This is a genomic window from Acidovorax sp. SDU_ACID1 (genome assembly GCF_045291395.1).
Classification (GTDB): Bacteria; Pseudomonadota; Gammaproteobacteria; order Burkholderiales; family Burkholderiaceae_C; genus MR-S7.
This window is the reverse complement of sequence record NZ_CP152342.1, coordinates 1,047,061-1,065,586: the sequence shown is the minus strand read 5'-3', so window position 1 is coordinate 1,065,586 and position 18,526 is coordinate 1,047,061. Positions and strand designations below refer to the sequence as shown.

The window sequence follows — 18,526 nt, the reverse complement described above, 5'->3', positions numbered from 1 at the left end:
GAGCTCAGGGCAGCAGAGTAACGCGGTCCACCTCGAACTCGGTCTTGCGCAGGCCCTTGTCGAGTTCACCCACGAGTTCCACGCGCTGCTCGGCGCTCACGGTCTGGCCTGGCGGGAAGTCCTCGTTGTCGATCTCCACGGTGATACGGCCGGTGGCGTCTTCGAAGATGTAGCGTTCATCGCCTTCGAACGACACGATGCGCCCCTGCAGGCGGGCGACCTGGTCGTCCCGGCCCGTGTCGAGCAGTTGCTTGACCGTCATCAGCGGCACGTTGCTGGGGCCTGTGTAAGTGCCTGGAACGACGGCCTTGGGGGCGTTGCTGGGACCCGTGTAACCCGAGGGCTGGGCAATGGCGACGGTAGCGCCCAGGGCCATTGCGGCGGCAACCGCCAGTGTGGAAGCGATGTAGCGCATGGTTTAACTCCTTTTTTCCGTGGTTGCAAGAAGCTCCGCCGGTTGCGGAACAACGCTATTGGAAAGCGCGAACCTGAAGGCAATCTGATGTGCTTTCAGTCCGCGGGGAAGTCGAGCACCGCGCCGAGCCCCCGCCCCTCCAGCCCTTCTTCGAAATGCAGAGTCGCTCCATGCAGCGCCGCGATGCGCGCCACGATGGACAGGCCCAGGCCGTTGCCAGTCTGGCCGGTGCCCAGCACCCGGAAGAACCGCTCGCCCAGGCGCGCCCGCTGCTCGGACGGCACACCCATGCCGTCGTCGCGCACGGCCAGGCGTATACCGCCGTGCGGCAACTGCATGGTTTCGACACGCACCCGGCCCCCTACGCGGCCATAGCGCGCGGCGTTGTCGATCAGGTTGCGCAGCGCACTGTTCAGCAAGGCGGGGGCTGCCCGCAGGTGGGGTACGGCCAGGGCCCGTTCCACCCGGACGTTCGGCGGCAGACTCAAGCCATCGAGCAAGGCATTCAGGTCCACGGCTTCACGCACCAGGCCCTCGGCCTGAGGCTCCAGACGGGCCAGTGCCAGCAGGCTTTCCACCAGTGCCGTGCAGCGGTCCAGATCGGCTCGCAGCTGCCGCAGATGGGTCGTGGGCAGCTTCAACTCGCGCTCGATGAGCTGCACACGCATGCGCAACGCGGCCAGCGGCGTGCGCAGCTCGTGCGCGGCGTCTGCCGTGAAACGCCGCTCGCCATCCAGCGCCGTAGCCAGGCGCGCCAGCAGCGCATTCAGCGCATCCAGAATAGGCTGCAGCTCGCGCGGCGGATTGTGTGCCTGCACAGGCGCCAGATCGTGCGGTGACTTGGCATCGATGCGCATCGCCGCGTCCTCCAGCGGCCGCAACAGACGCCGGATCAATGCCCAGCTCAGCAAGCCCAGCAACGCCAGCAGCGTCAGCGCGGGCCAGGCCAGGTCTTCGGCCATGTCTTCCAGCATCTCCAGGCGTTCCTCCATCGGCTGCGCCACCTGGGCGGTGATGCCGCGCGGACCGGGACGCACGTACACGCGCCAGAGTTCTCCCTCGACCCAGACCGAGGTTTTTTCCTTGTACCGGGCATGGGGCACGAATGCCTTCTCGGGAGTGTCTTCCCCGCGCAGCAGCACGCGGCCATCGGGTGCCACGAGCTGGTAGTACATGCGCAGCTTCAACACCTCGCCATGTTCCATCCGCGGCTCCCGAGATGCGCCTGCGGCCCCTTCGCCCTGGGGCGCCAGCTGCAGCACCAGGCGCGAGCCTTCTTCCAATGCATCGTCGAGAACGTCTCCAGTGGCGGCCCAGGCCACACTGACAACGATGGCCAGGCTGACCAGCCACAGGCCGATGCTGGCACCCATCACCGCCAGCAACAGGCGCCGCCGCAACGACCAGCTGCTGCCCGGCGGTGCGCTGCGCTGAGTGCTTGGCCGAGGGCCCTCCGGCAGCCATCGCAAGAACTTCATGCGGGCGCCAATCCGTAGCCCTGGTTGCGCACCGTCACGATGAAGCGGTTGCCCAGCTTCTTGCGCAGGTTGTAGACGTGCACCTCGATGGCGTTGCTTTCCACCTCCTCGCCCCAGCCGTACAAGGCTTCTTCCAGTTGTGCGCGGCTCAGGATGTGGGTGGGATGGCGCATCAAGGCCTGCAGAACGGCGAATTCGCGCGCGGTCAGCGTGACGGGAGCCCCGTCCAGCGCTACCCTTTTGGCTGCCGGATCGAGGGCTACCGCACCATGGCGCAATTGCGGTGCCTGCTGCGCCGCGCCCCGCCGCAGAGCCGCACGCACCCGGGCCGACAACTCCTCCAGGTCGAAAGGCTTGACCAGGTAGTCGTCCGCACCCAAGTCCAGGCCCTGCACGCGGTCGGCCAACGTATCGCGCGCCGTGATCACGATCACCGGCAACTGCGCCTGGGACGCACCGGCGCTGCGCAGGGCTTTGAGCACGGCATCGCCGTCAAGGCCAGGGAGTCCCCTGTCCAGCAGCACGCATTGGTATGCATGGGTGGCCAGCGCAGTGGCCGCCTGGTCGCCACGCTGCAGCCAGTCCACCGCGTAGCCATCCATCTGCAGCCATGACTGCAGGGAACTGCCCAGGGAAGGGTCGTCTTCGATCAGGAGGATGCGCATGTGGCAAGCCTAAGACATGAAGATGAAGCGGATCTGATGTGGACGCGCCGTAGCGCACAATAGCTCACCGAAATCCAACCAGTGCCCATCGCTCGCGCTCCTTGCTTCGGAAGACAGCGCTCAATCCCGTGGAACTCCGCCGTGAACACATCCGACGAAGCCGCTTTGCGCACCCTGGCTACGGCGCTCGACCAACTCGAAGTCGCCCTGTGCGTCTTCGACGAAGAAGACCGGACGCTCCTCTGGAACGATACCTTCCTGCAGTTCTTCCCCGAACACGCGGGGCACGTCTACCCTGGCGAGCACTACCGGGAGAATCTGCGGCGGTTCTACCGGCAAAGGCTGAGCGAGGAGGAACTGCCTTCGATGGAGCGCTACATTGACGATGGCGTTCTGCGGCACCGCAGCCAGCAGCGCTCCTACGAGTTCGATCACCATGGCTACCGGGTACGGGTGGCGTCCCTGCCGCTGGGAGGCCACGGCCGCGTGCGCTTGTGGCGCAAGACACAGCCCTTGCTCACGGGCATGCAGGACCGGCTCAACCCCCAGGTGGCGCCTTTGCCGGCGTCCATCTCTCCTGACGCGGCGACGGCGCTGGAGAGCCTGGCGGACGGCGTGTTGATGGTCGATAAGCACGACCTGGCCATTTGGGCCAACCACGCTTTCCTCGTGCTCTACGGCTTGTCCGGCATCGCGGACCTGGCACGGCGCCACTTCGGCGACATCTATGCGGGTGCATGGCTCGGCGAAGAGCCGACGGCACGCTACACCGCCGGCCTCGCGGCACTGAAGGAGCGGCAGCGCTTTTCCGGTGCTCCCTACGAACTGGCGTTGCCGCACGACCGCTGGGTGCGCATTGTCGAGCTGCGCGGCACCCAGGCCAACGGCTGCAGCTTCTTCTCGCACATGGACGTGACGGAATCGCGGCGGCAGCAGGAAGAGCTTCGGCTGCTGACCTCGCGCCTGGAGTCGCTGGCCGTGACGGATGCGCTGACCGGGCTGGCCAACCGGCGCCGGTTCGACGAGGTGCTCGAGGCGGAATGGCGCCGCGCGCAACGCGCGGGCACGACGCTGGCGCTGCTCATGATGGATGTGGACCACTTCAAGCACCTCAATGACACGCACGGGCATCCGTTCGGCGACGAGGTGCTCAAACGTGTCGGCAGCGTGCTGGCGCAGCAGGTGCAGCGCACGGGCAGCTTGGTGGCACGCTACGGCGGCGAAGAGTTCGCCGTGCTGCTGCCCGGCACAGACGCCCAGGGTGCGCGGGAACTGGCCGAGTCCATCCGGCAGACGGTGCAGGACCTCGTACATGGCAACGAGCGGACCGGCCCCATGGGCGTGACCGTCAGCATCGGCATGGCCTGCGCAAGCGACGGAGCATTCAATGCCTACAGCGCCATGCTGGTGGACATGGCAGACCGCGCGCTCTACGAAGCCAAGCGCACGGGGCGCAACCAGGTCGCCTGCGCCTGAAGCACCCTCGTCCATCGGGCGAATTTCCAGGCCAAGTGCCCTCCAGGGAATCGCTCCGCTGCGCCGGGCGCCATCCCATCTACCTCGATCAGCACTGCACGCAACGTGGCCCGGGATAACCCGTAGTCAGAAAAGTATGTCTTGGTCGCAAAATTGGTTCAACCAAATTGGTTAGACCAAATTAACGCCGATCCATGGAAACCCAGCAAGTCCTCGCCCGCATCCTTCCGTTCATCCGCGAACGCGGCTACCAGCCGGGCGAACGTATTCCTTCGGAGCGTGAACTGGCCGAGCGCTTCCAGGTCAGCCGCGGCATCCTTCGCGAGGCATTGGCTACGCTGGAGGCGATGCGCGTGCTCGAGCGGCGCCCCCAATCGGGCATCTACCTCAAGGACATCGCCACAGAAGCCTCGCTCGACATGGTGGTGCTGGAATCGGACCTGGGCATGCCAGTGTCGGCCGCCGACGTACTCGATCTCAACCAGTTCCGCTCCATGCTCGAAATCCAGGCCGTCACCCTGGCCTGCCAGCGCCGCACGGAGCAGGACATGGAACACCTGGACCTGATCCTCACCGCATCGCGGGCGCGCCATGCCGCCGGGCAATCGCTCAGCGAGCAAGACGCCCAATTCCACATGGCGCTGTGTGCCGCCAGCGGCAACCGGCTGATACAGCGCGCAGCCAACTCCTTCTGGCTGGCGTCACGGGCGCGGCGCGAGCAGTATTTCGGCGAGCCCGGCAATGCCAAGCGCTCCATCACCCAGCACACGGCGCTGCGCAACGCCATCGCGCAGGGAGACACGGGCAAGGCGCTGGACGTGCTCAACCAGCACCTGGGCAACGTCGAGCGCTACTGGATGGCCCACGTGCAGCCTGCCAACGCCCGCCCAGGGCAGGCCTGAAGCGCCATGCCGCCGCCCATCGTTTTGCTCACCAACCCCATGGAGGCCGGCGTGGAACAAGCGCTGTCACTCCAGTTCGAGCTGCGCCATGCGCCCGCCACCGACGCCGACACCCTGCGCGCGATGGCTCGAGACGCGCAGTACATCGTGGTACGAGCACCCCTGCCTGGCGATCTGTTCGCCGCAGCTCCCGCGCTGCGCGGCGTCGTGCGCCACGGCGCAGGCCTGGACATGATCCCCGTGGACAAGGCCAGCGACCAAGGCGTGGCAGTTGCCAACGTGCCGGCCGTCAATGCGCGCAGCGTGGCCGAATACGCCATGGGGCAGATGCTCTCCCTGGCGCGGCAGCTCCCGGAAATGGAGGACCTGCTGCGCGCAGGGCAATGGAACGCCCCACGCGCCGCGGCCGAGCATCTGCCCGACCTGCATGGAAAGACCGTCGCCATCGTAGGCCTGGGAGCCATCGGCCGCGCCTTGGCAGGAATGTGCTCCGCAGGCTTCGGCATGCGTGTGCTCGGCGTACGGCGCAGCACTGCAACCGCTGGCGACCCGATCCCCTGCACATCCCTGGCCGAGGCCCTCCGCCAGGCCGATTTCCTCGTGCTGGCCTGCCCGCTCACCGACGCGACGCGCCACCTCGTCGACGCCGATGCCCTGGCGCATGCCAAACGGGGCCTGTTCATCGTGAACGTGGCGCGCGGCGCGGTGATCGACACCCCTGCGCTGATCGCAGCGCTCGAAAGCGGCCAGGTGGCAGGCGCGGCATTGGACGTCTTCGAGACCCAGCCCCTGCCCTGCGCATCGCGGCTGCGGGAGCTGCCGCGCGTGCGCCTCACACCGCACTTGGCCGGCATTACCCGCGACAGCATGCAGCGCATGAGCGCCAGCGTAGCCGAACAGCTGCTGCAGATGCAGGCAGGCCATCTGCCACGCCACCTGTGCAACCCGGAGGCCGAGAGCGCCATTCGCGCGCACTGGGCCCGCCTCGGCAGCTAGCCCCTTCTTGTTCCACCCCCTGCTCCTTGTCCCATGAAGATCAAAAGCATCCAGGCCCGATGGCTCCACGTTCCCATTCCCTACGAAAAGCAGCACGTCTCGGATTTCGGCCGCGTCGCGTCGTTTGATTCGGTCCTCGTGCGCATCGAAACCGAGTGCGGCCTGGTCGGCTGGGGCGAAGCCAAGGAGGAAGTCGGCAGCGAAGGCAACAGCCACGGGGTCGTGGCCATCATCAACCACAAGTTCGGCCCCGCGCTGGTGGGCGAGGACCCGCGCGACATCAACCGCCTGTGGGAGCTCATGTACAACGGCTGCCGGGGGCACTACGCACTGGCGCATGGCCATGTGTTTCCCATCATGGGCCGCCGCGGTGTCTCGGTGGCCGCGATCAGCGGCATCGACATGGCGCTGTGGGACATTCTGGGCAAGCACCTGAACGCCCCGGTCTGGCGCCTGCTGGGTGGGCGCAAATCCGAACGCATGCCCGCCTATGCATCGGGCGGCTGGGCCGATGCGCAGCACATCGGCGAGCAGTTGCTGGGCTATGTCGCACGCGGCGGCTTCAAGGCGGTGAAGATGCGTGTGGGCGTGATCGACGGCGATCCGATCCATTCGGCACGCCGGGTGCGCGCCGCGCGCGAAGCCCTGGGGCCCGACATCGGCCTGGCCTGCGACGCGCACGGCACCTACACCGTAGCGGAGGCCAAGCGCTTTTGCCGCCTGGTGGAAGACTGCAACCTGCTGTGGTTCGAAGAGCCCGTCACGGCCGACGACAAGCACGGCATGGCCGAGGTACGTGCCGCCACCGCCGTTCCCATCGCGGCCGGCGAGAGCGAATTCAACCGTTTCGATTTCCGTGACCTCGTGCAACTGCGCGCGGCAGATGTCTTCCAGCCCGACCTCGCCATCTGCGGCGGCATCTCGGAGGCGATGCGCATCGGCGCGCTTGCCGCCGCATGGAACATCAAGCTCGCGCCGCACCTGTGGACCGGCGCGCTCGCCTTCTCTGCCGGCATGCACGTGGCTGCCGCATCGCCCGCAGGCTTCATCCTGGAGTACTCCGTGGGAGCCAACCCGCTGCTCCAGGAACTGGCCGAAGAACAGTTCACCGTGCAGGACGGCTACGTGGAAATCCCTGATCGCCCGGGCCTGGGCATCACGGTGCGACAGGAATTCGTGGACCGCTACAGCGTGGACTGACGCGCCACCCCACTTCCAGAAAACAAACCAGGAGACAACGCCATGACCTTTTCTTCACCGCTGCGCCGCCGCGCGCTGCTCATCGCTGCCGCCGCCACCCTGACGGGGGCAGGCATTGCGCACGCCAGCACCGCGGCCTATCCCACCAAGCCCATCCGCCTGGTCGTGCCCTTCGCTACAGGAGGTACGACCAGCATCCTGGCGCGCCTGCTGGCAGACCGCATGGGACAGAGCCTGGGGCAGCCCGTGGTCGTGGACAACCGCCCCGGCGCGGGCGGCAACGTGGGCATGGAGGTCGTGGCCAAGTCCGAACCCGACGGCTATACCCTGCTCATGGGACCGATCGGGCTGGCGATCAACCCGGCGCTCTACGCCAAGATGCCCTTCGATCCCATCAAGGACCTGACGCCCATCGGCCGATATGCCGGCGTGCCCAACCTGCTCGTCGTGCATCCGTCGGTGCCGGCCGCCAACGTCAAGGAACTGGTGGCCTATGCCAAGGCCCATCCCGGCAAGCTCAACTACGCGTCCAACGGCAATGGCACGTCCAGCCATCTTGCGGCAGAGATGCTCAAGTCCGCGGCCGGAGTCGAACTCACGCACGTGCCCTACAAGGGCGGCGGCCCCGCCATGCAGGATCTCATCGGAGGGCAAGTGCAGATGCTGTTCGACCAGATGCCTGCCGTGTTGCCGCAAGTCGAAAGCGGACGTGTGCGCGCACTGGGCGTTTCCAGCATGCAGCGCTCCGCAGCCGCCAAGGAAATCCCTGCCATCTCGGAAACGTTGCCCGGATTCGACATGACCGTCTGGTTCGGTTTCCTGGCGCCTGCAGGCACGCCGAAAGACATTGTCAACAAGCTCAACGGTGAAATGCGCAAGGCGATCGACGCCCCCGACTTCCAGGCCCAGCTGGCCAAGATGGGTGTCACCCCCATGCCGAGCAGCCCGGAGGAATTCCGCAGCTTCATCGCCTCCGAAACGCAGCGCTGGGCGCAGGTCGTCAAGACCTCCGGCGCAAAGATCGACTGACCCCAGGCCGCACCAGAAAGGCACAGCCACCATGCACTCGCCACGACGCCAACTCTTGTCCATTGCCACGGCTCTCTGCTGCGCGCTCGGCTTGCCCGGCGCGGCCATGGCACAGGCCGACTATCCGAACAAGCCGCTGCGCGTGATCGTTCCGTTCCCCCCGGGGGAGCCTCGGATACGCTGGGCCGCATGGTGGCCCAGCAGCTTTCCAATGCCTGGGGGCAGCCGGCAGTGGTGGAAAACCGTCCCGGCGCGGGCGGCAACATCGGCGCGGAAGCGGGCGCCAAGGCAGCGCCCGACGGCTACACGCTCACCTTGGCGGCAGCGGGGTTCATGGCGGTGAATCCATCGCTCTATCCCAAACTCAACTACGACTCCGCCAGCGACTTCCAGCCTGTCGCATTGCTGGTGCGCGCACCGCTGCTGCTCGTGGTGAATCCCACGAAGGTGGACGCAACCACCGCGCGCGATTTCGTGCAGTTGGCCAAGCGCCAGCCAGGCAAGATCGCCATCGGCAACGGCGGCACGGGTACGGCCCAGCACCTGGGCGGCGTGAGCTTCGCCCTCGCTGCCGGGATCGACGTGGCCCATGTGCCTTACAAGGGCAGCGCTCCGGCCACCAACGACCTGCTGGGAGGCGTCACCGATGCGCAGTTCGACAACCTGGTCACGCTCGTGCCTTTCGTGAAGTCCGGCAAGCTGCGCGCCCTGGGTGTGTCGTCGAAGCAGCGCGTCTCCGCGCTGCCGGACGTTCCCACTCTCTCGGAAGCAGCGCTGCCCGGCTTCGAGGACGGCACCTGGTACGGCATCGTCGCGCCCCGGGGAACACCCCAGCCCATCGTCGAAAAGCTCAATGCGGAACTGCGCCGCATGCTGGCCCAGCCGGACACACAGCAAAAGCTGCTGTCGATGGGGCTGGAACCTGCGGGTGGAACGGCGGCGGAATTCGGAACGCTGATCCATTCCGAGATCGCCAAGTACCGCGACATCGTGCGCAAGGCGCACGTCACACTGGATTGACGGGCGCTGGGATGGCTCCGGCTCATTCCTGCCGCATGTCGGACGCCAGGACGGCCAACGCGCCGAACGCCAGCACCCCCAGCAGCGCGGAGAACGCCAGGGCGCCCGCGCCCCACTGCTCCACCGCCAGCCCGAACAGGAAAGGCGCGCCCGCCTGGGCGACGCGGGCCGGCACCATCAGCAGTCCCTGCCGCTGCCCGTAGCCCTGCGCACCGAACACCAGCAGCGGCAGTGTTCCGATGGCGATGGTCAGGATGCCGTTGCCCAGGCCGTGCAGCACGGCGAAAGCCGGCGCCGCATACCCACCCAGCAGCACCAGCACCAGCACGCCCAGCGGATGCGCCAGGGTGGCCAGCCGCGCAGACAGCAGCGGGTGCGCATGCCTGAGCACGGTGAACTCGATCAGCCGCCCTCCCACCTGCGCAGGCCCCACCAGCGCCGCGATGCCGATGGCCGCTGCCGCCGCCACTCCGCAAGCCTGCAGGACCTTGGGCAGATGCGCTGCCATGGCGGTGCTGTTGAACCATGCGATGGCAAACACGCAGGCCATGAGCAAGGCCGCACGCCGCTGGCGTGCGACGGGCACGCCCGGCTGATGGGCATCGGCATGCGCGGGCCTTGTCTCGGCGGCCCCGGCGTCGCCCCGCACCACCTTGGGCAGCATCGCGTTCAGCGGCAACCCCAGGAACAGGTGAAGCCCCGCCCACACCAGGCAGGCACTGCGCCAGCCGGCGGTGGTTTCCACATAGGCCGACAGGGGCCAGCCCACGGTGCTCGCGAAACCGCCCAGCAAGGTGATCCCGGTGATCGCGCGGCGGGCTTCCTGGCCATGCAGGCGCACCAGCGTGGCGAATGCCGCCTCATAGAGCCCGCTGCCCATGGCCAGTCCCATCACTGCCCATGCGGTAAAGACATGGACGGGCTGGGAGGCCTGGCTCATCGCAGCCAAGCCGGCTGCGAACACCAGGTTGCTGAGGACCAGCACCGGCCGCCCGCCGAAGCGGTCGATCGCGCGCCCGGCCCACGGGCCGATCCCTGCGGCGAACAGCAATGCCATCGAGAAGGCGCCGAAGATGCCGGAGGAGGACATTCCGGTGTCCCTGCCCATGGGGTCCGCGAGCACGGCGGGCAGGTAGTACGACGATGCCCAGGCCAGCGTCTGGGCAACGCCCAGCATCACCGTGGTGGTCATTTTGCTTTGCATGCTTGCGGCACGTCAGTAGCCCCGTCCAGCGTGCACAATCCACGGCCGCCCCAGCCAGGGGCTGAGCACTTCTTCCCCATCCTTGCCATCCCGAAAAAACATGAAACAGCAGTTCCTCGCACTGACGGCCTTCCTGTGCGCCCTCTGCGCGTTCCAGGCCCATGCCCAGCAAGACCAGGTGATCGGCCAGTATGGCATCCATGTCTACGTGATGGTGCCCACGGACAAGGCCGGCGACCGCAACTACGTGCGGCGGGCTGCGGAGCACGCATGCGCGAGCAAGAGCGTGTGCTATGCCTCCGTGTGGGCCGAGAGCCTGGACCGCCCCGAGGGCGTTCCGCCCCATCCCCGCTACGAGGAAAACAAGCTGGCGCAACTCCAGCGCAACCGCAACGCGGGCGTGGAGGCGTCGTTTGCCGCGAACTGCCGGCTGTTCAAGAAGGACATCAACGTGCCCTGCCTGACGGGCACCGACTGAGAGCAGGCTCAGCAGCGCGCCGCCGCGCTCGCATGCAGGCAGATGGCAGCGGCTGCGCCCACGTTGAGGGACTCCTCACCCCCCGGCTGGGTGATGCGGATGTGCAGGCGCGCCCGCGCTTGCAGCGCGGGCGACACGCCCTGCCCTTCGTGCCCCAGGATCCAGCCGCACGGCCACGGCAGCGCAGCGCGGTGCAGCCAGTCGCCCTGGTGCGAGCTGGTGGCCAGCAGCGGCACGCGCAGGATGTCGATGTGCTGCACGTCCAGGCCTTCCACCAGCCGCAGCGCGAAATGCGCGCCCATGCCCGCGCGCAGCACCTTGGGCGACCAGAGCAGCGCCGTGCCCTTGAGCGCAGCCACCTGCGTGAAGCCGAAGGCCGAGGCGCTGCGCAGGATGGAACCCACGTTGCCCGCATCCTGCAGCCGGTCGAGCACCACCGTGGGCGCATCGGCATCCAGCGCCGCAGCGGCGGGCATGTCGAGCACGAAACCCATGCGCGCCGGCGATTCCAGTGCGCTGATGTCGGCCCACAGGGCATCGGCGATGACTATGTTCTTGATAGCTGCTCGCGCATACTGCTCGGGCGCTACAGGCCAAAAAGACTCTGAAAACACGGCCAAGGCCGGGCGCCGGCCGCGCGCCAGCAGCGCGCTGCACAGATGATCGCCTTCCAGCCACACGCGGCCCTGCTTGCGGTAGGCGGTGCTGTCCTGCGACAGGCGGCGCAGGTCCTTGACGAAGGCGTTGTCGCGCGAATGGATGGTGAGAGGCGTGGCAGTCATGCGGAAACGGCCTGAAGGGCGCGCGCCACGGGCGCGAACGAGCGGCGGTGCTGCGGACAGGCGCCGTGCGCCTGCAGCGCAGCCATGTGTTCGAGGGTGCCGTAGCCCTTGTGGCCTGCGAACCCGTACTGCGGGTACTCCGTGTGGAGCTGCGCGCACCAGCGGTCGCGCGTGACCTTGGCAAGGATGGAAGCGGCCGAGATGGCCTGCACCAGCGCATCGCCCTTGACGATGGCCTCGGCCGGCACGTCCAGCGGCGGCAGGCGGTTGCCATCCACCAGCACGCGCACGGGCTTCAGGCGCAGGCCCTGCACCGCGCGGCGCATGGCGAGCATGGTGGCCTGCAGGATGTTGAGGCGGTCGATCTCCTCCACGCTGGCCTCTGCGACACTGCAGCAAAGGGCCCTGGCGCGGATTTCGTCGAAGAGCTGCTCGCGGCGTGCGGCGCTCAGCACCTTGGAATCGGCCAGTCCGGCGATGGGCTGCAGGTCGTCCAGGATCACCGCGGCGGCCACCACAGGCCCGGCCAGCGGGCCGCGCCCGGCCTCGTCCACGCCCGCGACCAAGCCGGGCGGGTGCCAGTCGAGGCAGCCCTGTTCAAGCGAGGATTTTCTGGATCGCATCGGCGGCAAGGCGGGGGGTATCGCGCCGCAGGCTTTCGTGCAGCGCGGTGAAACGTCGTTCGAGGGAAGCCATGCGGGCCGGATCGCGCGCAGGCGCGTCCAGCCACTGTTGCACGGCGTCGGCCAGCGCCTGGGGCGTGGCGGCGTCCTGCAGCAGTTCGGGCACCACGAAATCGCGGCACAGGATGTTGGGCAGCCCCACCCAGGGCTGCAGCTGCTTGCGCCGCATCAGCCGCCAGCTGATCGGGTGCATGTGGTAGGCGATGACCATGGGGCGTTTGAAGAGCGCTGCCTCCAGCGTGGCCGTGCCGCTGGCGATCAGCGTGCAGTCGCAGGCCGCCAGCACGGCATGCGACTGGCCGGTGACGAGGGTGAGCTGCTCCAGCACGCCGCACTCGCGCGCGATCTGCTCGATGCGCGCGCGCAGCGCAGGCACGGCGGGCACTACCAGTTTGATAGCTGGCCGCGCTTTCCTGATAAGCGCTGCAGCCTGAAAGAAGGGTTTGGCGATGTAGGCCACCTCGGCCGACCGGCTGCCGGGCAGGATGGCCAGCACCTCGTCGTCCTTCGCCAGCCCCAGCTGGGCGCGTGCGGCCTGCTGGTCGGGCTGCATCGGAATGACGCTGGCCAGCGGATGGCCCACATAGGTCGCGGCGATGCCGTGACGCGCGAGCAGTTCGGGCTCGAACGGGAAGATGCACAGTACATGGTCCGCGCTGGCGCGGATTTTCTCCACGCGGTTGGCGCGCCACGCCCAGATGGACGGGCAGACGAAATGCACCGTCTTCACGCCGGCGGCGCGCAGGCCGCGCTCCAGGCCCAGGTTGAAGTCGGGCGCGTCCACGCCGATGAACACGTCGGGCTTGTCCGCCAGCAGCCGCGCGCGCAAGTCCTTGCGGATCTTCAGGATGCCCAGCAGGCGCCGCACCAGCTCGATGCTGTAGCCGTGCACGGCCAGCCGTTCGCTGGGCCACCAGGCATCGAAGCCGCGCGCCTGCATCTGCGCGCCGCCGATGCCGTGGCCCGCCACGCCGGGCCATTGGGCCTGCAGGCCATCGAGCAGCAGGCCGGCCAGCAAGTCGCCGGACGTTTCGCCGGCCACCATCGCCACCTTTGGCGAGTACTGTGGCGGATGCTGCATGCCCTCGCCCCTTCAGCGGGCGATGCCGCGGCGCGATGCGGCGACGAAATCGCGCAGCAGGGCGATGTCCTGCACGGCCTCGGGGTGCGCCTGCCCCGCCTCCTGCATGGCCGTTACCGCCGCTTCCAGCGTGAGGCCCTGGCGGTACAGCAGCCGGTAGGCCTGCTTGAGGCCCGCCACGCGCTGCGGCGAGAAACCCCGGCGGCGCAGGCCCTCGGTGTTGAGGCCGCGCACAGCCAGCGGGTTGCCGTCCACCATCATGAAAGGCGGCACGTCCTGCGACACGTGGCTGGCAAACCCGGCCATCGCATGCGCGCCGATGCGCGAGAACTGGTGCACGCCCGTCAGGCCGCCGATAATGGCCCAGTCGCCCACGTGCACATGGCCGGCCAGCGTGGCGTTGTTGGCCAGGATGGTCTGGCTGCCCACCACGCAGTCGTGCGCGATGTGCACGTAGGCCATGATCCAGTTGTCGTCGCCGATCACGGTCTCGCCGCGGTCCTGCGCGGTGCCAGTGTTGAAGGTGCAGAACTCGCGGATGGTGTTGCGGTGCCCGATCACGAGGCGCGTGGGCTCGCCCGCGTACTTCTTGTCCTGCGGCGCGGCGCCGAGCGAGGCGAACTGGAAGATGCGGTTGTCCTCGCCGATCGTGGTGTGCCCCTCGATCACGCAGTGCGCGCCCACCGTGGTACGCGCGCCGATGGCCACGTGCGGCCCGATAACCGCGTAAGGCCCGATCGAGACATCGCCAGCGAACTGCGCGGCGGGATCGACGATGGCTGTGGGATGGATCGCGCTCACGGCATTCCAGGGCCGATCAGGCCACCGTGCGCATGGTGCACATGATCTCGGCTTCGCAGGCCACGCTGTCGCCCACGCGGGCCACGCCCTTGAACTTGTAGATGCCGCCCTTGATGCGGTCGAGCTCCACGTCGAGGATGAGCTGGTCGCCCGGCTCCACGGGGCGCTTGAAGCGCGCGCCGTCGATGCCCACGAAATAGAACACCTTGTCGTCGCCGGGGGCCTCGCCCATCATGTCGAACGACAGCAGGCCCGCGGCCTGGGCCAAGGCCTCCAGCATCAGCACGCCGGGCATCACCGGGCGGGCAGGAAAGTGGCCCGTGAAGAAAGGCTCGTTGATGGTGACGTTCTTGATCGCCTGGATGCGCTTGCCGCGCTCGAGCTCGACCACCCGGTCCACCAGCAGGAACGGATAGCGATGGGGCAGGAGCTTGAGGATTTGGTGGATGTCCATCATTTTTCGATGCGGCCTAGCCGTCTTTTCGTGTTTGTTCGAGAGCCTTGATGCGCTCACGCAGCCGGTACAACTGGCGCAGCGTGGCCGCGTTCTTTTCCCATTTCGCATTGTCGTCCATGGGAAACACCCCGGTGTACTGCCCGGGTTGCGAGATCGAATGCGTGACCACCGTACTGGTGGAAACGTGCACATTGTCCGCCAATTGCAGGTGCCCCACGATGCGCGCGGCACCGGCGATGGTGCAGTGCGCGCCGATCTTGGTGCTGCCTGCCACGGCCGCGCAGCCAGCCATCGCGGTGTGGCGGCCGATATGCACGTTGTGGGCGATCTGGACCAGGTTGTCGAGCTTGACGCCCTCCTCGATCACCGTGTCGCCCAGGGCGCCGCGGTCGATGCAGGTGTTGGCGCCGATCTCCACGTCGTCGCCGATGCGCACGGCCCCGAGCTGCTCGATCTTCACCCACTGTCCGTTCTGCGGCGCGAAGCCGAAGCCGTCTGCGCCAACCACCACGCCCGGATGCAGGATGCAGCGCTCGCCCACGCTGCAGCGCTCGCCGACCGTGACGCGCGACTTGAGCACCGTGTGCGCGCCGATGGACGCGCCACGCTCGACCACGCACAGCGGGCCGATCCATGCCGTGGGGTGCACGTGCGCCTCGGGGTCCACGACGCCGCTGGGGTGGATGCCCGCGCGCTCGCCCCCGCCCTGCGCCCGTTTCCACCACTGGGTGGCGCGGGCGAAATAGACATAGGGCTCGTCCGCCACGATGCAGGCGCCGCGCTGCAGCGCCACGGCCCGCATCGCGGGCGCCACAATGACGCAGGCCGCCCGGGAGGCGGCCAGTTGCGACTGGTAGCGGGGGTTGTTCAGGAAGGCCAGATCGCCTGGCCCTGCGGACTCCAGAGGGGCGATGCGCAGGATTTCCGTGTCCCTGTCGCCCCCTTCGAGGCTTCCGCCGAGCGCGTCGACGATCTGCCCGAGCCGCACACTCACGCGTTGCCCGCCCTGAGCCAATGCATCACTTGCCGCCGTTACCGGCAGCAGCGTTCATCGCCTTGATCACCTTGTCGGTGATGTCGTGCTTGGGGTTGATGTAGACGGCCTCCTGGAGGATGACGTCGTACTTCTCCGATTCGGCGACCTGCTTGACCACCTTGTTGGCGCGCTCAAGCACCTGGCCCAGCTCTTCGTTCTTGCGTGCGGTCAGGTCTTCCTGGAACTCGCGGCGCTTGCGCTGGAAGTCGCGGTCCTGGTCGACCAGTTGGCGCTGGCGCGAAACGCGCTGGCTCTCGGCCATGGTGGGCGCTTCGCGCTCGAACTTCTCGGTGGCGGACTTGAGCGCATTGCCCTGGTCCACCAGCTCTTTCTCCCGGCGGGAGAATTCCTGCTCCAGCTTGGCCTGCGCCGCCTTGGCGGTGCTGGCCTCGCGGAAGATGCGGTCGGTGTTCACGAAGCCGGCCTTGAACTCCTGGGCTTGCGCAGGCACGGCAGTGGCCAGGGTGCCCAGCAGGAAGACCAGGGGAATATGGCGGGAAAAGGATTTCATTAGAAAGACGTTCCGATCTGGAATTGCAGTTTCTGGATTCTATCGCCAGCGAATTTGCGCACGGGCTGTGCATAGGCGATACGCAGCGGGCCCAGCGGCGAGATCCAGGAGATGCCCAGGCCCGCCGAGGCGCGCATTTCGCTCATCTCCCAATTCTCGTGCTCGCCGTACACGTTACCCGCATCGACGAAGGCGTACCAGCGCAGCGTGCGGTCGTTGCCGGCGCCGGGGAACGGCGCGATGAGTTCGGCATTCAGCGTGACCTTCTTGGGGCCGCCTAGCGAGGCGCCCGTCACGTCGCGCGGGCCCAGCGTGCCCTGGTCGAAGCCGCGCACCGAGCCCAGGCCTCCCGAGTAGAAGTTCTTGAACACGGGGAACGACTGGCCGTTCATGCCCTTGCCCATGCCCAGCTCGCCATTGAATGCCAGCGTGAACTGCTTGTTCAGCGGCACGTACTGCTGGATCTGGTAGTTGGCACGCACGTAGCGCGCATCGCCCGCCACCGACCATTCGGAGTTCAGGCGCTGGTAGCGGCCGGAATTGGGTGCCAGCGCGCTGTCGCGGTCGTCGCGCGACCAGCCGATGGTCAGCGGCACGGACATGCTGGTGGTGCCGTATTCCTCGGCATAGGCCAGGTAGGCCGCCGGGATGTTGGTGCCCGCCTTGATCTTGGTCTGCTCCACGCCGCCGCCGAAGAACACCGTGTCCGTCTCGCTGAACGGCACGCCGAAGCGCACGCTGGTGCCGGCGGTGACGAGCTGGTAGTTGCCGCCCTGGTCCTCGTAGGGCTTGGCCGTACGGTAGTACAGGTCCAGCGTGCGGGAGATGCCGTCCTTGGTGAAGTACGGATCGGTGGTGGAGAAGACCAGCGTGCGGCGGTACTTGCTGGTGTTCACGTCCACGCCCAGGTAGTTGCCCGAGCCGAAGACGTTTTCCTGCTTGATGCCGAAGGACAGCGAGATCTTCTCCGCGCTGGAAAAGCCCGCGCCGAGCTGCAGCGAGCCGGTGGGCTTTTCGGTGACGTTCACCACCAGGTCCACCTGGTCGGGCGCACCGGGCACTTCCTGCGTCTCGACGTTGACATCGGTGAAGAAGCCCAGGCGGTCCACGCGGTCGCGCGAGAGCTTGATCTTGTCGCCGTCGTACCAGGAGGCCTCGTACTGGCGGAATTCGCGGCGGATGACTTCGTCGCGCGTGCGGTTGTTGCCGCTCACGTTGATGCGGCGCACGTAGGCGCGGCGCGAAGGCTCTGCGCGCAGCACCAGGGCCACGCGGGCGTTCTCGCGGTCGATCTCGGGCACGGCCTCCACGCGCGCGAAGGCGAAGCCGAAGTTGCCGAAATGGTCGCTGAAGGCCTTGGTGGTCTCGGCCACGCGGTCGGCGTTGTAGGGCTCGCCGGGGCGGATGGTTATGAGCGACTTGAACTCGTCGTCGCGGTCCAGGTAGCTGCCCTCCAGCTTCACGCCGGACACCACGTATTTCTGGCCTTCGGTGACATTGACGGTGATGGAGATGCCCTGCTTGTCGGGCGAGATGGCGACCTGGGTGGAGTCGATGCGGAATTCCAGGTAGCCACGCGCCAGGTAGTACGAGCGCAGGGTTTCCAGGTCGGCGTTGAGCTTGGCGCGCGAGTAGCGGTCGCTCTTGGTGTACCAGCTCAGCCAGCCGCCGGTGTCCTGGTCGAACAGCCCCTTGAGCGTGGAATCGCTGAAGGCGTTGTTGCCGACGATGGTGATGTCCTTGATCTTGGCGGGCCCGCCCTCGGTGACCGTGAAGGTCAGGTTGACGCGGTTGCGCTCGATGGGCGTGACCGTCGTGACCACTTCGGCGCCGTACAGGCTGCGGTTGATGTACTGGCGCTTGAGCTCCTGCTCGGCGCGGTCGGCCAGCGCCTTGTCGTAGGGACGCCCTTCCGTCAGGCCCACGTCGCGCATGGCCTTCTTGAGCGTGTCCTTGTCGAACTCCTTGGTACCGGCGAACTCGACGTCGGCGATGGTCGGGCGCTCCTCCACGACCACCACCAGCACGCTGCCGGAAGCTTCGAGGCGCACGTCCTTGAACAGGCCCAGCGCGAACAGCGCGCGGATGGCCGCGGCGCCTTTGTCGTCGTTGTATTCGTCGCCCACCCGCAGCGGCAGCGACGCGAAGATGGTGCCGGGCTCCACCCGCTGCAGGCCCTCCACGCGGATGTCCTGAACCTTGAACGGCTCCAGGGCCCAGGCCGCGTTGGCCGCGAAGATCATGGCCGCTACGGCCGATGCCGTGCGCACGCCCAGGCGATTGATGTGTGTTCTCATGAATGAAGCTGGAGC

General features: G+C 67.3%; 19 protein-coding genes. 7 read left to right on the top strand and 12 right to left on the bottom strand.

All coding sequences use genetic code 11. The features are described from left to right. Positions 1–4: 4 nt before the first annotated feature. The 3 genes from AAG689_RS05200 to AAG689_RS05190 form a co-directional block, all read right to left on the bottom strand. A complete protein-coding gene (locus tag AAG689_RS05200; RefSeq protein WP_406625018.1) occupies positions 5–415 on the bottom strand; it encodes a YgiW/YdeI family stress tolerance OB fold protein in 411 nt (136 codons plus the stop codon). 95 nt (positions 416–510) lie between these two features. Then, a complete protein-coding gene (locus AAG689_RS05195; RefSeq protein ID WP_406625017.1) occupies positions 511–1,788 on the bottom strand; it encodes a sensor histidine kinase in 1,278 nt (425 codons plus the stop codon). Positions 1,789–1,889: 101 nt separating this feature from the next. Beyond that, positions 1,890–2,558, bottom strand: a complete 669-nt coding sequence (locus AAG689_RS05190; protein WP_406625016.1) for a response regulator transcription factor — start codon at positions 2,556–2,558, stop codon at positions 1,890–1,892. 141 nt (positions 2,559–2,699) lie between these two features. Between AAG689_RS05190 and AAG689_RS05185 the strand changes: the two genes are divergently transcribed. The 6 genes from AAG689_RS05185 (at position 2,700) to AAG689_RS05160 (ending at position 9,181) form a co-directional block, all read left to right on the top strand. Then, positions 2,700–4,034 (top strand): diguanylate cyclase, encoded by a 1,335-nt coding sequence (locus tag AAG689_RS05185; RefSeq protein WP_406625015.1) that lies wholly within the window; start codon positions 2,700–2,702, stop codon positions 4,032–4,034. Between the two features lie 194 nt (positions 4,035–4,228). Then, complete coding sequence (locus tag AAG689_RS05180; RefSeq protein WP_406625014.1) at positions 4,229–4,936, top strand: FadR/GntR family transcriptional regulator; 708 nt, start codon at positions 4,229–4,231, stop codon at positions 4,934–4,936. Positions 4,937–4,942: 6 nt separating this feature from the next. Further along, the gene (locus AAG689_RS05175) at positions 4,943–5,932 is read left to right on the top strand and encodes an NAD(P)-dependent oxidoreductase (RefSeq protein WP_406625013.1); all 990 of its coding nucleotides are present in this window, start codon (positions 4,943–4,945) and stop codon (positions 5,930–5,932) included. A gap of 33 nt (positions 5,933–5,965) precedes the next feature. Further along, positions 5,966–7,132 (top strand): mandelate racemase/muconate lactonizing enzyme family protein, encoded by a 1,167-nt coding sequence (locus AAG689_RS05170; RefSeq protein WP_406625012.1) that lies wholly within the window; start codon positions 5,966–5,968, stop codon positions 7,130–7,132. Between the two features lie 42 nt (positions 7,133–7,174). After that, positions 7,175–8,161 (top strand): Bug family tripartite tricarboxylate transporter substrate binding protein, encoded by a 987-nt coding sequence (locus tag AAG689_RS05165; RefSeq protein WP_406625011.1) that lies wholly within the window; start codon positions 7,175–7,177, stop codon positions 8,159–8,161. A 189-nt stretch (positions 8,162–8,350) separates the two neighbouring features. Beyond that, positions 8,351–9,181, top strand: a complete 831-nt coding sequence (locus tag AAG689_RS05160; protein WP_406625010.1) for a Bug family tripartite tricarboxylate transporter substrate binding protein — start codon at positions 8,351–8,353, stop codon at positions 9,179–9,181. A gap of 22 nt (positions 9,182–9,203) precedes the next feature. On the opposite strand, the gene AAG689_RS05155 is transcribed toward AAG689_RS05160, so the two are convergent. Further along, complete coding sequence (locus AAG689_RS05155; RefSeq protein WP_406625009.1) at positions 9,204–10,373, bottom strand: MFS transporter; 1,170 nt, start codon at positions 10,371–10,373, stop codon at positions 9,204–9,206. Between the two features lie 112 nt (positions 10,374–10,485). Here AAG689_RS05155 and AAG689_RS05150 point away from each other — a divergent pair, with 112 nt between their 5' ends. Next, positions 10,486–10,863: a hypothetical protein gene (locus AAG689_RS05150; protein WP_406625008.1), complete on the top strand. Its 378-nt coding sequence runs from the start codon at positions 10,486–10,488 to the stop codon at positions 10,861–10,863. Between the two features lie 8 nt (positions 10,864–10,871). Here AAG689_RS05150 and AAG689_RS05145 read toward each other — a convergent pair whose 3' ends face one another. Genes AAG689_RS05145 through bamA form a run of 8 tightly spaced genes read right to left on the bottom strand, consistent with a single transcriptional unit; the run spans position 10,872 to position 18,511 of the window. After that, positions 10,872–11,645 (bottom strand): TrmH family RNA methyltransferase, encoded by a 774-nt coding sequence (locus AAG689_RS05145; protein ID WP_406625007.1) that lies wholly within the window; start codon positions 11,643–11,645, stop codon positions 10,872–10,874. Further along, positions 11,642–12,268 carry a ribonuclease HII gene (gene rnhB, locus AAG689_RS05140; RefSeq protein ID WP_024002094.1) on the bottom strand — a complete coding sequence of 209 codons (627 nt, stop codon included), beginning with the start codon at positions 12,266–12,268 and terminating at the stop codon, positions 11,642–11,644. Before rnhB ends, AAG689_RS05145 begins: the two co-directional genes overlap by 4 nt. Then, on the bottom strand, positions 12,243–13,409 hold the full coding sequence (gene lpxB / locus AAG689_RS05135) for a lipid-A-disaccharide synthase (protein ID WP_406625006.1): 1,167 nt from the start codon (positions 13,407–13,409) through the stop codon (positions 12,243–12,245). The genes rnhB and lpxB overlap by 26 nt, the downstream gene beginning before the upstream one ends. A 12-nt stretch (positions 13,410–13,421) precedes the next feature. Next, positions 13,422–14,210, bottom strand: a complete 789-nt coding sequence (lpxA, locus tag AAG689_RS05130) for an acyl-ACP--UDP-N-acetylglucosamine O-acyltransferase (RefSeq protein ID WP_406625005.1) — start codon at positions 14,208–14,210, stop codon at positions 13,422–13,424. A 16-nt stretch (positions 14,211–14,226) separates the two neighbouring features. Then, a complete protein-coding gene (fabZ, locus tag AAG689_RS05125; protein WP_406625004.1) occupies positions 14,227–14,667 on the bottom strand; it encodes a 3-hydroxyacyl-ACP dehydratase FabZ in 441 nt (146 codons plus the stop codon). Between the two features lie 13 nt (positions 14,668–14,680). Next, a complete protein-coding gene (gene lpxD, locus AAG689_RS05120) occupies positions 14,681–15,661 on the bottom strand; it encodes a UDP-3-O-(3-hydroxymyristoyl)glucosamine N-acyltransferase (protein WP_406625003.1) in 981 nt (326 codons plus the stop codon). 25 nt (positions 15,662–15,686) lie between these two features. Next, entirely contained in the window at positions 15,687–16,214 is a 528-nt protein-coding gene (locus tag AAG689_RS05115; RefSeq protein ID WP_020230236.1) for an OmpH family outer membrane protein, read from the bottom strand. Next, on the bottom strand, positions 16,214–18,511 hold the full coding sequence (gene bamA, locus AAG689_RS05110) for an outer membrane protein assembly factor BamA (RefSeq protein ID WP_406625002.1): 2,298 nt from the start codon (positions 18,509–18,511) through the stop codon (positions 16,214–16,216). The genes AAG689_RS05115 and bamA overlap by 1 nt, the downstream gene beginning before the upstream one ends. Positions 18,512–18,526 lie beyond the last annotated feature (15 nt).